10 protein-coding genes are annotated in these 16,671 nt (G+C 29.9%); 9 read left to right on the top strand and 1 reads right to left on the bottom strand.

All coding sequences use genetic code 11. The features are described from left to right. Positions 1-232: 232 nt before the first annotated feature. The 6 genes from A9G17_RS00855 (at position 233) to A9G17_RS00830 (ending at position 8,297) form a co-directional block, all read left to right on the top strand. Entirely contained in the window at positions 233-1,396 is a 1,164-nt protein-coding gene (locus tag A9G17_RS00855) for a capsule biosynthesis protein (protein WP_172397878.1), read from the top strand. Between the two features lie 138 nt (positions 1,397-1,534). Further along, the gene (locus A9G17_RS00850; protein WP_065737076.1) at positions 1,535-2,623 is read left to right on the top strand and encodes a stealth family protein; all 1,089 of its coding nucleotides are present in this window, start codon (positions 1,535-1,537) and stop codon (positions 2,621-2,623) included. A gap of 40 nt (positions 2,624-2,663) precedes the next feature. Next, a complete protein-coding gene (locus tag A9G17_RS00845) occupies positions 2,664-4,472 on the top strand; it encodes a stealth family protein (RefSeq protein ID WP_065737075.1) in 1,809 nt (602 codons plus the stop codon). 27 nt (positions 4,473-4,499) lie between these two features. Continuing rightward, a complete protein-coding gene (locus A9G17_RS00840) occupies positions 4,500-5,204 on the top strand; it encodes a CatB-related O-acetyltransferase (protein ID WP_065737074.1) in 705 nt (234 codons plus the stop codon). A gap of 1,282 nt (positions 5,205-6,486) precedes the next feature. Further along, positions 6,487-7,200 carry a cyclic nucleotide-binding domain-containing protein gene (locus A9G17_RS00835; RefSeq protein WP_065737073.1) on the top strand — a complete coding sequence of 238 codons (714 nt, stop codon included), beginning with the start codon at positions 6,487-6,489 and terminating at the stop codon, positions 7,198-7,200. A 50-nt stretch (positions 7,201-7,250) separates the two neighbouring features. Then, positions 7,251-8,297, top strand: coding sequence for a YdgH/BhsA/McbA-like domain containing protein (locus A9G17_RS00830; protein ID WP_081301617.1), 1,047 nt, complete (start codon positions 7,251-7,253; stop codon positions 8,295-8,297). Between the two features lie 107 nt (positions 8,298-8,404). Here the strand turns inward: A9G17_RS00830 and hrpA are convergent, their stop codons facing one another. Beyond that, complete coding sequence (gene hrpA / locus A9G17_RS00825; protein WP_065737072.1) at positions 8,405-12,271, bottom strand: ATP-dependent RNA helicase HrpA; 3,867 nt, start codon at positions 12,269-12,271, stop codon at positions 8,405-8,407. Positions 12,272-12,346: 75 nt separating this feature from the next. On the opposite strand from hrpA, the gene A9G17_RS00820 reads away from it, so the two are divergent. The 3 genes from A9G17_RS00820 (at position 12,347) to ppk1 (ending at position 16,667) form a co-directional block, all read left to right on the top strand. After that, entirely contained in the window at positions 12,347-12,766 is a 420-nt protein-coding gene (locus tag A9G17_RS00820; RefSeq protein ID WP_065737071.1) for an META domain-containing protein, read from the top strand. 320 nt (positions 12,767-13,086) lie between these two features. Further along, positions 13,087-14,499 carry a pyruvate kinase PykF gene (pykF, locus tag A9G17_RS00815; protein WP_065737070.1) on the top strand — a complete coding sequence of 471 codons (1,413 nt, stop codon included), beginning with the start codon at positions 13,087-13,089 and terminating at the stop codon, positions 14,497-14,499. Positions 14,500-14,609: 110 nt separating this feature from the next. Next, positions 14,610-16,667 carry a polyphosphate kinase 1 gene (gene ppk1, locus A9G17_RS00810; RefSeq protein WP_065737069.1) on the top strand — a complete coding sequence of 686 codons (2,058 nt, stop codon included), beginning with the start codon at positions 14,610-14,612 and terminating at the stop codon, positions 16,665-16,667. The last annotated feature ends 4 nt before the right edge of the window (positions 16,668-16,671 follow it).

Raw genomic sequence — 16,671 nt, 5'->3', positions numbered from 1 at the left:
TTATATTGTGTGAATACATAGATACTAAACCTTAAAATGAAGGGATATCTATGGTGTCATGATAAACTTTATTAATTAAATGGATTTATTGTGAAACATCATTAATAAATTAGAAATGATAAATTAACCATTTGTTTATATTAATATTTTTTGCAAATAATTAACTTTTTTATTAGAAATAATTTATTATGTGAATTATGGAATGAGTCATTATTTATATGAGTTAGTTCAAATGAAAGAAAATATTCTTTTGTTACAAGGACCTGTTGGTCCATTTTTTAAAAATGTTGCAAAATGGTTACAAAATCAAGGATGTAAAGTTTATAAAATTAATTTAAATGGAGGCGATGAGTTTTTCTTTCCGCAGAATAGTATGTCTTTTTATGAACCGATTGCCAAATTTCATCAATTTTTAGTTGATTATATTGACAAATATAATATTAATGCAATTGTTGTTTTTGGAGATTGTCGTGCTTACCACAAAATAGCTAAATCAATAGTTAATTCCAACCCAAGTTTATCTTTTTGGGTTTTTGAAGAAGGTTATTTAAGGCCACATTATATTACATTTGAAAAAAATGGCGTTAATGGCTATTCTCTAATTCCTAAGAATCATGATTTTTATCAAAATATCCAAATTACCTCTTTTAAAGCGAATAAAGGTAAATCCCATTTTTATTCAATGATTTATTACACTTGTGTTTATTATATTTTAATGTTTTTAAAAAAACGAAAGTACCCAAATTATATACATCACAGAAAAACCTCACTAACTTTTTATACTTTTTATTGGGGTTTAGCATTAATACGAAAACTTAAGGCAAGAGTAATACTGCCAAGATTAATAAAAAAGATAGTTAATGACGAATATAAGCCATTTTATATTTTTCCATTGCAATGTGATCAAGATTTTCAAATACAAGTTCATAGTTACTACCATTCAATGAGATCATATATTTTTAGAGTTATTCGATCATTTTCCATGTTTGCTGATGATAAAAGTTATCTACTAATCAAGCATCATCCAATGGATGAAGGTTTTAATAATTATGAAAAATTGATTAAAAAATTAACTAAAAGATATGGTGTTAGTGAAAGAGTAATATACATGCATGGCGTTCCTATGCCAATTTTGTTAAGAAAAGCAAAAGGATTAGTAACAGTTAACAGTACTTGTGGATTTTCAGCACTTATCCATGGTTTACCAGTTAAAGTATTAGGTAATGCTCATTATGATATTGAAGGACTAACTTTTCAAAAAGGACTCCATCATTTCTGGAAAGAAGGGATAAAACCTGATGCTGAATTGTTTGAGCGTTATCGAACTTATTTATGTAATAAATCCCAGATAAAGGGATCGGTTTATTATAATAATTTTGAGTTAAACATTAATTAATTTTTTCAGTAAATTTTCTTGAAGTTACATAGTGTTCAAAATTCTGTTTATTTTAAGAAAGTAAGTAAAAAATTAAAATGATTTTTATATTATGAGTAAATTTTAAATTGTAGTATGAGTAAAATTTAAATTGATAGTATGAGTAAATTCAATAAATTTGTAAGAAATCCAGGTATATTTTTTAGGGATTATTTTATAAATAAATATCCTTTATCATTTGATGAACAAGGTCACAATGTTGTCAATGAAAATATCTTAATCATGGATGATTTTAGATTATATAATATTTATGAAAATCAATGTTCAGAAATCATTGATGTGGTTATTACATGGGTTAATAATAATGATCCAAATTGGATTAAAAAGCTAAAGTATTATAAAGCTCATAGTAAAAATAATCTTAACCGTTTATCCATTGATAGTTCAAGGTTTGAAAATCATGGTGAATTATATTATGTAATTAAAAGCATTGAATCTCACATACCTTGGGTAAACTCAATATTTTTAGTAACAGATGATCAAATTCCAGAATTTCCTTTATCTGATAAAGTTAAAATAATTGATCATAAACAAATAATAAGTCATAAATATCTTCCCACATTTAATTCTCATGTCATTGAAGCACATTTACATAATATCCCCGGATTATCTGAAAACTTTATTTACTTTAATGATGATGTGTTTATTGCTAGAAAACTACCTAAAACACATTTTCTAAGCGGTAATAATTTATCATCTTTGTTTTTAAACAGAAAAAATTTGGATCAAATGATTAAAAAGGGTGTAAAAACGCCAACACTATTAGCTAGCTTGAATTGTCGGGAATTGCTATTGAAAAAGTATAATAAAAAAATTAGTAATCCATTGGTGCATGCCTATGTTCCATTAAAGAAATCTTATTTCAAATTAGCGTGGTTGCTGTTTGGAAATGAAATTAATAACTTTCTGCCTAATAGGTTTAGATATGATAATGATCTTAATTTGGCCACCTTTCTAGTTCCTTGGATGATGTATCTTGGTGGTAAGTCTAAATTATCACGTGATATTTGCTATCATTTTAATATTAGATCTGCGTCATCCTTCAGTCATTATCATATGTTAAATACAAGAAAAAATGAAAATATATTACCCCATTCTTTCTGTGCTAATGATTTTATTTCCAACATTCAAAATCCTTTTGATTATAAAGCTAATTTAATGGCTTTTCTAAAAAAATTTTACAGTTAATTATTGGTTATTACTTAGATATGAAATATAAAGAGGTCCCATGAGAATTATAGCTAAAACAAAAAAATTATTTCGTAATCCTTCACTTTTTATTGATGATTACAAAGCAAAAAGGAAAAAAATTGATTTATCAAATATTTCTTTTGAGTTAGAAAAAAAGATAGAAACAACAGCGAAGGAAGAGGAAAAGAAAGAAGTAAAGAAAGAGGAAAAAAAGAAAGAGGAAAAAAAGAAAGAAGAAAAGAAAGAGGCTAAAAAAGTGGAGAAAGAAGAAAAAAAGAAAGAAGAAAAGAAAGAGGAAAAAAAGAAAGAGGAAAAAAAGAAAGAAGAAAAGAAAGAGGCTAAAAAAGTGGAGAAAGAAGAAAAAAAGAAAAAAAAGAACCCTGTGTATTTTCAAAGAGTGGCTATTTCTAAAAATGGACAATTATTTTATGAAAAACTTACTGAAATTTGTAAACTAATCAATATTCCGTTTATGACAGGTGCTACGGATGACGTTTGGATGAAAGGAATTCATATTGATTATGAAAATCTTTATGAGTTTATCAAAGTACTTCAATATTGGTTTTCAGAAAATAGTTATTATCTCAAAGTAGATAACGAGTATTTTTTAATAAAAAATATTACTTCCAAAGTTGATATTCCAAAACTTAAATATTTTGACCTTGTTCATGTTGAAAAAGAATATTCATCTGAATCTTATACAAACAAATATTATTCTCTTATAAGAGTTTCTTTTTGGAGTTTGCAAGCGAATTATTCAAATTTTCCACTTTACACTATCAAAGAAAATAACAAATATATAAGTAAACTAACACAGGATACATTTAAAGAATTTGTTAATAATAATCAAGATTTAGATGAATTTTTAAATGTACGATCATCCAATTTTTCATTTCCAATTGATGCTGTCATTACTTGGGTTAATGGTGATGATCCTGAATGGAAATCAGAAAAAGAATTTTACTCAAATTTGCATTTAGTTAATGATAGTAATAATAATACTGAAAGTAGGGCTAATGAGGATGAACGATTCAGAAATAGAAATGAATTGAAATATTTACTACGTTCAATCGAAATGTTTGCACCGTTTATAAGAAAAATTTTTATTGTTACCTGCGGACAAACGCCTGAATGGTTAAATATTGATAATGATAGAATAGTATTAGTTAATCATAATGAAATTTATAAAGATAAAGAAGCTTTACCAGTTTTTAACTCAAGTAGCATAGAGACTCAACTTCATCACATTGAAGGTTTATCGGAGCATTTTATCTATTTTAATGATGATTTCATGCTTACCGATTTTTGTGTTCCCAATGACTTTTTCTTTGCTAATGGCATAATGAAATATTTTCCTTCAGATACAAGGGTATTTGAGAGTGATATTGATGATTCTCGTGAAGAATATTTAATAGCGGATCGAAATGCAATTTCTTTAATAAAGGAAGATTTCGGTAAGTCAGGAAATGATGTTATGTTACATTGTCCATATCCTTCAAGAAAAAGTATTCTTTCTCTTTTAGAAGATAGATTTGAATCTGAATTTGCTAAATGTGCAAAGGAACGATTTAGATCAAAAAATGATTTAAGACCGATTGCATTTATGCAATATCATTATGGTTTTCTTAAAGGATTAGCTATTCCAAGCTCTTTAACACATAGGTATTTAGCTTTATACAAAGATACTATTGATAGACAGTTCAATGGTGTTTTTGTAACTCGTAAATATAAATCTATATGTATTAATGATGTAGCAGTTCCTACTGAAAGACTTTCTGCAGTTAATGAACTGACTATCCAATTTTTAGAATCTTATTTTCCTTTCGAATCTTCATTCGAAAAGTAATTTTATATCAATATTAGGAGCTATAACATGAATCAAGAACAAAAAGTAATTCTTCAAAAACATAAAATATATACATATATGGGAACAAAGTTTGAAAATAATGCTGAAGTTTCGTGTGAAGTTCCAATAAAAATTGGTGGAGAAATATCATTTAAAGGTTCAATAGGGGCCTATACTTACATAAGAAAAGGGTGTCGACTGTCTCCCGCATTAAAATCGATCGGACGTTACTGTTCTATAGCACCAGATGTAAAAATAGGAGATGGTAATCACCCTACAGATTGGCTTTCTACAAGCCCATTTCAATGGGGTGCTTTTCCTGTACCAATGGAAGAACCATTAGAGAATTCCCTTGTTTTTAAGAAACCTAATAGAACAATTACGATTGGTAATGATGTTTGGATTGGTACAAATGTAACTATAACACCCAATGTAAAGATCGGTGATGGAGCTATCATTGCAGCAGGTGCTGTTGTAGTTAAAGATGTTGAACCATATTCGATAGTAGGAGGTGTTCCGGCTAAATTAATTCGCTATAGATTCAGCAATGAAATAATTGAAAGATTATTAAATCAGCAATGGTGGAGATTTGCTCCTAATATGCTCACAAAAGTTAGTTTTGATCGTCCTGAGTTAGCGGTTGAAGAAATTGATATACTCATAAAGGATAAAAATATATTAGAAGATAAACCAAATATTATAAAAATTGGGGCTAATGGAATTATTCTATAAAACATCAGTCTAAAAAGATATATATAATTGATATTATAATCTAATAAATACTCTGAAAAAGAGAGCGTTACCAATTTTGATATTTAATTTTAAAACCGAAAGAGGTAACGTTCAGGCTGCATGCCTAAAAAAGTAATAGGACTAAGTAGAATTAAGAGAGCTAAATAACATTAACCAGTACTTAAATACATTGCAATAAGTTATATTTAACATAATATACATTATGCGAACCAAGATAACGTTAGTAAATTTACCAAAATTAAGAGACTTTTTTAATCTATAAATCTCTCGAACAGCTCTAGGACTGAGTTTAGTTAATTAATTTCGACAAACTTAATAATGTTTGGATAACCAATATCATTACATTAACAGCAGTGAAGGTTGATTATCTATATGAACGATTATTTTAACAATTAGTATAGATATTATGTGCTAGTGATTATCTAATTGGCTATATAGATGATATTTATACTATCATCGATTAAAACAGGCATTATTTATATGTAACTCTCCTTAAGACATGTTTTAGTTTAGCAGCCATTATTTAAGAACAGATTTAAGGTCTATTATTACTATATGATCTAAGGTAACAATTTAACCAAAGGAGCAATTATTATAATCATATAATATTGTCATTACTAAAACGTGATTACGATCTGCTTTACTGTTTACACCCAACTCTTGAACGACTCAACTCATCGTCCTTTTATGTATCATACACTGAAACCAACTTTATTCCTCAATACTGTTTATTAATATAATCGTTAACTGAATTTCATTTATTGGCTATACATAAATACCTGACCGATTCATACTTAATAATAAACTGATTAGTTTTATCGAATAACACAATAAATTTATTTTTTCAGCCAACATCATTAATTAACTAAACTCAGTCCTAGAGCTGTTCGAGAGATTTATAGATTAAAAAAGTCTCTTAATTTTGGTAAATTTACTAACGTTATCTTGGTTCGCATAATGTATATTATGTTAAATATAACTTATTGCAATGTATTTAAGTACTGGTTAATGTTATTTAGTTCTCTTTTCTTCTCTTCTTTTATATTGAACTTAATTGTGATTCTTGACATTTATCAATTTTCATATAAGATATAAATAAATCGGTTTCGTGTAGTTTTATATGAAATATAAAGAGTTTTTTGTATTTCTATAAAGATATTAGATTATTTTTGTAAATAAAAAAATAATATCTAACTACTCTTCGTTTTTTATTATAAAATACATTGTTCTTGTTAACTAATGGATTAACACTTTTAGAAAGATGCAAATTAAATATAAGTCATTACGATCAAAAAGTTATTCTGTTCCATGTGAATTGTGCAGTGCCGGATCACTATGTATCCCAATGTTACTCAATAATACCCTACATACAGTGTTAGATCGTAAAAAGTCTTATATAAAAGATGAGATCTTAATTCACGAAAACACATCTTTGACAAAATTATTCATCATCCATTCAGGTGCTTTAAAAACCTATGTTACTACTTCAAATGGTAATGAACAAATTAATGGTTTTTATCTACCAGGTGATATTGTTGGGTTAGATTCCATTTCAACAAAGGTTTATAACTATAGTATTAAAGCATTAAACAATGTTTCTATATGCGAACTCCGTTATGATGAACTTATGGATTTAGTTGATACAAATAAAACTACTAGAGACATGATTTTTAAATTATTAAGTAATGATATCTATAATTTTCAAAAATTAGTTTTATGTTATTCACAAAAAAAGGCTGATGAACGTCTAGCCTATTTCATCTATTCTCTTTATAAACGTTATGAAAAACGTGGTCATACTTCATTGAATATAAAATTATCTATGAGTAGAACCGATATTGCTAATTATCTAGGATTAACTATTGAAACTGTTAGTAGAATTTTAACTAAATTTCAAGAACTTGATATTTTATCTGTAAAAGGAAAATATATTTTCATCAAAAATTTAAACGCTTTAATTGTTTTGGGAAAGTAATTTATTTCATGATAAAATGTTAAGTAAGTTAATTCTAAGGTTAATTAAATATGATAAGTTTAAAGAAAACTCTTATTGTTGCGGCTATTGCTGCAAGTCCAATTAGCTCATTTGCAGCGCAACAATTAAATGAAGAACAAGCTAAAGACCTTCAATCTTTTAAACAAATAACTGTTCGTGGTGCTTTTTATACTGATAGTGATTATGTCATGGCTATGTCAAAAGCAGCTGATAAAGAAGGTGCTTCAGCATTCTATATAACTACTACTAATATCAGTCCATCGAATGATACATTGCGTATTGTTTACGCTAAATTATATAAGTCAGATGCACCAAAAGCCGTAGAAGCAACTGAGAATTTCCGTAAATTTGAAGGTGTATATGAATATCCAAAATCAAAGGCGATTCGGTTAGAACCTTTTAATATCGTGCGTATACGTGGATATTTTCCTAGTGAAATTGATGTAAATCAAGCCGTTGCAAAAGAAGCTTTAACAAAAGGTGCCTACGCTTTTTATATTGATTCTCGTTCTGAATTAGGAAGTAACATCCAAGTTGCAGCTTATTTGTTTAAAAAAGATGCCCCAGAGCGTAAGCTTCAACCAGAAAACGCCATACCTTATGATTCTGAAGCAGGTCAACTTGCCCTTGCACAAGGCGGTGAAGCGGCGATGCAAGTTGAAAAACCTGGTTATTATTCACCATCTGCATTTAATGAAAAATTTTATGCAGACAAATTTAATAATAAAGTAAAAGTAATAGATCAATCTACCACGAAGACGATACAAACGAAAGTAACTGAAACTGCTTCAACTAATGTAGTTCCTGAAGTTACAACCGAACCACAACGTTTAACTCGTTACACTGTAACGCTTCCTGACGGAAAGAAAATTCAAGAATTGAATGATGCTACAGCCGCAAAAATGGTTGCTTTTGATACTATTAAATTCCGTGGATATTATGTAACTGATCATGAAATTTCTTATCAAGCAGGTAAAAGAGCGATTGAAAGTGGAGCCAAATATTATCATATTGCTCGAGTAGCTCATGATACCAAAGGACCAAATATCACTGTATTTGTAGATCTTTATAAGTAGCTTTTTTGAAGATGGGCGTATTTGTACGCCCTACTTTCTTTTTGAATTTCCATTTTTTGATTAATTTTCTATCCCAATTTTCAAATCTTAAATATTCATCCTAATATTTATAATTCAGATTTTACAAGTTCGATCTGCTGTTTAACTCGTTTAGGTGAAATTGGATAAGAAGTTCCTAATTGCTGAGCAAATAGATTCACTCTTAACTCTTCAATCATCCATCGTATATTAATGACACTATCTTTAGATCTAACAATTTGTGGCAAGCTATTAACCCATTTTTCATATTGATTTTCAACTTCCTCGATAATATTCATCGATTGTCTATCTTTCGTTACATTACCCATAAGTTTTTCAATTCTTTTTTCAATTGCTAGTAGGTAACGATAAACATCGGCAAGTCGTTTATAACCCGAATCAGCAACAAAACCTTTATAAACTAGATTACTAAGTTGCCTTTTTATGTCTGACAGAGCAAAAGCTAATGATAGATCAACTCGACCTTTTAATTTTTTGTTAATGTTATAGTGTAAAGTCAAAATACTTTCTACCTGTTTAGCAATATCTATAACTGTTTCATTGATATTTGCTTTGGTATAATCAAGCAATTTTTGATATTGATCTTGATTTTTAATACTTTGATTATATTTATCTATTAATTCATCAACTGCACAAGCAATAAAATCATCAATCAACATTAATACGGTACCAAAAGAATTAAAATAAAGTCCTAATTTGGATTTATTCGGTAATTTTTCATGTAAATATTTGATTGGTGAAGGAATATTCAGCATTAACAACCGTCTAAGACCCAATTTATTTAATTTTTGTTGTTCCTCTTGATTTTCAACTAATTCGATACTGACTGAATTTTGATGATCGATGAGTGCAGGATAAGCTTTAACTGTATAATTTTTCTGTTTTTCTTCATAAGTTGTAGGTAATGTACCAAAATTCCAATCAGTTATATTACTTTGCTCAATGGATACTATTTTTTTTGTAGTTAAAGTGGATAAAGCTTTTTGAACTTCATTTTTTAACTGTTCTTTCAATAAAACTAAATCTTTGCCTGATGCAATTTCTTCATTATTGCTATTAATAATGCTAAATGTCATTTTTAAATAATCGGGAACCTGATCTAGTTGCCAATCTTCAGATGTGATTTTTACTCCAGTCATTTTGCGAAATTCATTTTCTAAACTTTCAAGAATTGGTTGGTCTGTTGTTTTTATTCTCTCTAAAAATGCTTCTGCATAATTCGGTGCAGGAACAAGATTACGACGTAATGACTTTGGTAATGATTTAATTAGGGCAATAATTAAATTTTTCCTGAATCCAGGAACTTGCCAATCAAATCCTCTATTTTTTATTTGATTTAACAAATCAATAGGGATTTTAATTGTGACACCGTCACGGTTATGACCAATATCAAATTGATAATCTAATGCTAATTTAAAATTATCTTGATACCAGAAATCAGGGAAATCACTTAGATTAACCAACTGTGCTGATTGTTTGATCAGCATCTCCTTTTCAATATTAAGATAATCAGGTTGAGATTTTTGCTTTTGTTTCCACCAACTATCAAAATGTTTTGTAGAAATAACTGAATCGTCAATACGTTTATCATAGAACTCGTAAAGCTCATCGTCGTCAATTAAAATATCTTGGCGACGAGATTTATGTTCAAGATCTTCAACTTCCTTGATTAATTTTTGATTTTGTTTATAAAATTTGTGATTAGTTAACCAATCACCTTCAACTAATGCGTGCCTGATAAATAATGAACGACTTAAAACTGGATCAATTTTACTATAATTAACTATACGACTAGCAACAATTGGTAAACCAAATAATGTTACTTTTTCGTTGGCTATTGTGGTGCCCTGCTTTTTAGACCATCTTGGTTCACTATAACTGTATTTAATCAAATGTTTGGCTATAGGCTCGATCCATTCTGATTCAATTTTAGCTGCAGTTCTCCCCCATAATCGACTTGTTTCGACCAGTTCGCTAACAATACACCATTTCGGCTGACTTTTAAAAAGTGCTGAATTTGGAAAGATTGCAAACTTAATATTTCGGGCACCGATATATTCACGTTTTTCAATTTCTTTCATGCCAATATGAGATAATAACCCACTCAACAAAGAAGTATGTAAGGAAATATAATCAGCAGCTTTACTGTTTATTGGAAAAGCTAATTGTTTGATGGTCTGTCTAATTTGCGTATAGACATCTTGCCATTCCCTGATACGAAGATAATTTAAAAATTCTTTTTGACATAATCGTCTAAATTGATTTCCTGATAAAAGATCTTGCTGTTCTTGGATGTAATTCCACAAATTAATTAAGGATAAAAAGTCTGATTCTTTATCTGCAAAACGGCGATGTTTTTCATCAGAAGCTTGTTGCTTATCAAATGGCCTTTCTCTTGGATCTTGGATAGACAAGGCCGCTGTAATTATCATTATTTCTTTTGTACAACCAGATCGCCTTGCTTCTACTAACATTCTGGCCAATCTTGGATCAATAGGCAATTGAGCTAAAATTTTACCTGTTTCAGTTAAATGATACTGATGATGCTTAAAGTATATAGCTCCAAGCTCTTCTAATAATCGAATACCATCACGAATATATCTGGAATCAGGTGCTTCGACAAAAGGAAAAGCAGCGATATCACCTAAACCTAATGAAGTCATTTGTAAAATTACCGAAGCTAAATTAGTTCGTAATATTTCGGGATCAGTAAATTCTGGTCGTGATAAAAAATCATTTTCATCATATAAACGAATACATATACCATCCGAGGTACGCCCACAACGACCTTTTCGTTGATTAGCCGAAGCTTGGGAGATCGGTTCAATTGGTAATCGCTGGACTTTTGTTCGATAGCTATAACGACTAATTCTGGCTAAACCAGGATCAATTACATATTTAATTCCTGGTACAGTTAATGATGTTTCTGCAACATTAGTTGCAAGAATAATTCGACGTTTGGAATGGGATTGGAATATGCGATTTTGTTCTGTTGCAGATAATCTGGCATATAAAGGTAAAATATCGGTATGGCGTAATTCTAATTTATTAAGTATATCGGCTACATCACGAATTTCCCGTTCACCAGTTAAAAATATTAATATGTCACCAAAGCTTTCTGCTGATAGTTCCTCTATAGCATCAAGAATAGGTTGAAAATCGTTATTTGTATCATCTTCTTCATTGAAAATGGGTGGACGGTATCTCACTTCAACAGGATAAGTTCGTCCAGAAACTTCAATTATTGGCGCTTGATTAAAGTGATTAGAAAATCGTTCCACATCAATGGTTGCTGATGTAATTATTACTTTCAAATCTGGACGTTTAGGTAATAGTTGCTTTAGATAACCTAAAATAAAGTCAATATTTAAACTACGTTCATGAGCTTCATCAATAATAATAGTATCATATTGTAGCAACAATTTATCTTTTTGGATTTCAGCAAGTAATATACCATCAGTCATTAATTTTATTAATGTTGTTTCACTCACATGATCTGAGAATCTAACTTTATAACCAACTAACTGCCCTATTTCTGTTTTTAATTCTTCCGCAATACGATTTGCAACAGAACGAGCAGCTAATCGTCTTGGTTGGGTATGACCAATATATCCTTTAATCCCTAAACCTAACTCTAAACAAATCTTCGGAATTTGTGTCGTTTTACCTGAACCTGTTTCACCTGCAATAATGACAACTTGATTGTTTTTTATAGCATCATAAATCGCCTGTTTTTTTTCAGATACAGGTAAATTGTCAGGATAATGGATTTTATTTGGTAACGACAATACTCGAGCTTGGTAATGCTGGTTAGCTGCTTGTATAGCCAAATTAATATCATTCTCAAGATGATCTTTTTTAGCCAGTTTTATTATTTTATGTTTATCTAAGAAAGTCGTTGATTTTAAATCTTTTAGTTGCTGTTGAGATAACATAGAGAGTAAAATGCTCTGTTAATAATCTAAATTGTGCTCAATTATAGCAAATTAAACTTTCTATTAGGAGTTTAAATGAAAAAAACGATTTTTATTTTACCTTTAATTGCTACAGCTTTCGCCATTTCTGGTTGTAATAAATCAAACAATATCAAAGATACCGATCTTATGCATCACCACTTTGTGCTAGTAAAGGCTAATGGACAAGAAATCGCATCTGATAAGTATGCTGAATTAGAATTCGGTGAAAATATGACAATAACAGGAAAAATGTGCAATTTATTTTCTGGTAAAGTTGCATTAAATGATAATGTTATTAAAGGAGCAGGTTTAGCTATGACCAAAATGGTTTGTCCTGATAGAGAACTGGGTGAATTAGATGCAGTTATTGAAGACTTAATTGTTAAAGGTGCAAAGATTGAATTAACAAAGGATCAATTAATTCTAAAGAATGAAGATAACGAACTTACTTATAAACTTAAAGAGTTAATGTGATTAAAACGTACGCATTACCTCAAACATTTTGACAAATATTTATATTATTAAAATGTTTTTTAGTGGCTAATTGAGACAATTTCATTACAAAAAGCTTTATTTTAAATGTAGTTAAGAATATAATGGCTTCAGTTTTGTAGATGTCCAAGCTTTAATGAAAATGACTAATTCTTCAAATATTTTATTTAAGTTATGTAACTATTTTGTAGTTACTCATCTCTCTATATACCAATCTAATCAATCATCAGACATTGATTTTTTTTGCGAAAAAAGATTATTTAAATTTTAAACATTAACTTTAACAACTAGTAGAAAATATTATGAAAAAGACAAAAATAGTTTGTACCATAGGTCCTAAATCTGAATCAAAAGAGATGCTAGCCAAATTATTAAACGCAGGAATGAACGTTATGCGTTTAAATTTTTCTCATGGTGATTATGAAGAGCATGGTAATCGAATAAAGAATTTACGAGAAGTAATGCAAGAAACTGGCTTAAAAGCTGCAATCATGCTAGATACCAAAGGTCCTGAAATTCGTACTATTAAGTTAGAAGGCGGAAATGACGTTTCATTAGTAGCTGGTCAAACTTTCACTTTCACCACTGATAAGAATGTCGTTGGTAATTCTGAGCGTGTTGCGGTTACCTATGATGGTTTTGCGCATGATCTAAAACCAGGCAATCGCGTGCTAGTTGATGATGGCTTAATTGCTATGGATGTTAAAGAAATTAAAGGTAATGAAGTTATCTGTACCGTTTTAAATAATGGTGATTTGGGAGAAAATAAAGGTATTAACTTACCAGGTGTTTCAATTAAATTACCAGCACTAGCTGAAAAAGATAAAAATGATCTTATCTTTGGTTGTGAACAAGGTGTTGACTTTATTGCGGCTTCATTTATTCGTAAACGTTCAGATGTTGAAGATATCCGCGCTCACTTAAAAACTCATGGTGGTGAAGATATCAAAATTATTTCTAAAATTGAAAACCAAGAAGGTTTAGATAATTTTGACGAAATATTAGAAGCATCAGATGGTATTATGGTTGCTCGTGGTGATTTAGGTGTTGAAATTGCGGTTGAAGAAGTCATCTTTGCTCAAAAAATGATGATTAAAAAATGTAATCGAGCATCAAAACCAGTTATTACCGCAACACAAATGCTTGACTCAATGATAAAAAATCCTCGCCCTACTCGTGCTGAAGCGGGTGATGTAGCTAATGCAATTATTGATGGAACTGATGCAGTGATGTTATCAGGCGAAAGTGCTAAAGGTAAATACCCACTCGAAACGGTGAATGTCATGGCAACTATTTGTAAACGTACAGATAGTACTATTCCTGCTTCATTGGAACTTACCGCTAAAGAAGAAAAATTACGAATTACAGCAGCAGTTTGTTGTGGTGCAGTTGAAATTGCAGAACGACTCAATGTTCCATTGATTGTTGTTGCAACTCGCAGTGGCAAATCTGCACGTGAAGTACGTCATTATTTCCCTAAAGCACGTATTTTAGCACTATCATCAAGTCAAAAAACCGTTAACCAATTAGCTTTATCTAAAGGTGTAGAGCCTATTTTAATTGATGCAATTAACTCTACTGATGATTTTTACCGTTTAGGTAAAGAAATGGCCGTTAAACATTGCGGTTTAAATCAAGGTGATACAATCGTGATGGTGTCTGGAGCATTAGTTCCAAGCGGAACAACCAACACAACTTCCGTTCATAGAATTTAATGAATTTTAATATCGTTAATTAACTATAAAAAGCTAGCTATGTGCTAGCTTTTTTTTTTACTTAAGTTATCCTGTAAATATACAGTATTAATAAATTGTAAGAGATAAAAATGCTATCAGAAAAAGTATACTTTCCAAAAGAACTAAGTTGGTTGTCTTTTAATCAACGTGTTCTACAAGAAGCCGCCGATAAAAGTAATCCGCTTATTGAACGTATTCGATTTTTAGGAATATACTCCAGTAATCTTGATGAATTTTATAAAGTACAATTTGCTAATTTAAAAAAATACGTATTGATTGAACAAGAACAATCTCAGGGTTCATCAAATTCAAAACAGCTTTTACGACAAGTAAATCAAAAAGTCATTCAATTAGAGCTTCAGTTTGATCAGCTTTATAACGAATTATTACTTGAAATGGCCAGAAATCAGATTTTTTTGATAAATGAAAGGCAGTTATCTTCTTATCAAGAAAATTGGATAAAAAATTATTACAAAAACAATCTAAGACAGTATATCACCCCTATCCTTCTTGATAGCCATACTGAATTGATTCAATTTTTAAAAGACGATCATGCATATTTGGCTGTTGAAATAATTTGTGAAACTAGTATAAGTTATGCTCTACTTGAACTACCTACTGATAATGTTTCACGATTCGTTTTACTTCCTTCTGAAGTGTCGACAAAAAATAAATCAATTATATTTCTAGATAATATTTTACGTTATTGTCTCCCTGAGATATTTAAAGTTTTTTTTGATGCATTAGAACTAAATGCTTATTCAATCAATATAAATCGTGATGCTGAGTATGAATTAAATACCGAATTAGATAGTTTACTTGAACTAATGTCTCAAGGATTGAAACAACGCTTAACAGCTCAACCAGTTCGATTTACCTATCAAAAGGATATGCCTAGAGCATTATTTGAATTGCTTATTAACAAATTAAGATTAACTGAACAAGATGCCATGCCTGGGGGAAGATATCCGAATTTTAAAGATTTGGTGAAATTTCCTGACCTAGGTATTAAAAATTTGATGAATAAACATGCACCTAATCTAGTTTATAATAGATTCAAACAATTCAGAAATTCTTTTGCAGCAATCAAAGATCGTGATGTACTACTATATTATCCTTATTATTCATTCGGTCACGTATTAGAAATCATGCGACAGGCCTCTTTCGATCCTGCCGTGACCCACATAAGAATGAATATTTATCGAGTTGCAAAAGATTCTCGCTTTATTCACGCTGCTATAAATGCCGCCAATAATGGAAAAAAAGTTACGGTTGTTGTTGAATTACAAGCTCGTTTTGATGAAGAAGCAAATATAAAATGGGCCAAGAGATTGATTAGTAGTGGTATTAAAGTTATCTATTCACAACCAAAATTGAAAATCCATGCCAAGTTATTTTTAATTGACCGCAAGGAAAATGATGAAATAGTCCGTTATGCTCATATTGGTTCAGGCAATTTTAATGAAAGAACCGCCCGAATTTATACCGATTTTTCATTATTAACAGCAGACCCCGCTATAACTGATGAAGTAAAAAAAGTTTTCAATTTTATTGAAAATCCATTTAAACCAGTATCTTTCAATTATTTGCTGGTTTCTCCACAAAATACACGTTTACGATTTCATGAGTTTATTGAACGAGAAATAATAAATGCCAAAGCAGGAAAATCTGCAGGCATTTTCTTAAAACTCAATGCGATCACCGATAAAGAAATGATTGATGCACTTTATCGGGCATCGAGTGCGGGAGTGAAAATTAGAATGATTGTTCGAGGGACTTGCGTATTAGTTCCTCAAATATCTCATTTAAGTGAAAATATCTTTGTGACCAGCATTGTTGATCAATATTTAGAACATGCTCGAGTTTATATTTTTGAAAATGATGGAAAAAAGGATACTTATATTTCTTCAGCAGATTGGATGCCTAGGAATTTAGATAATCGTATTGAAGTTGGCGTTAAAATTTTTGACCCTATTATAAAATCTACGATTCACGATATATTTAATATCCAATGTAATGACAATGTTAAAGCTAGAATTATTGATAAAGATAACACTAACAATTATGTATTAAGAGGTAATAAAAAGAAAATTAGAGCACAACATGCTATTTATGATTATTTAAAACAATTAGAAACAATCGCATAAGGAA

The organism is Gilliamella sp. wkB7 (genome assembly GCF_001693435.1).
Classification (GTDB): Bacteria; Pseudomonadota; Gammaproteobacteria; order Enterobacterales; family Orbaceae; genus Gilliamella; species Gilliamella apicola_N.
The sequence above is the reverse complement of the archived record's forward strand: the minus strand, read 5'-3'. Positions and strand labels throughout refer to the sequence as shown.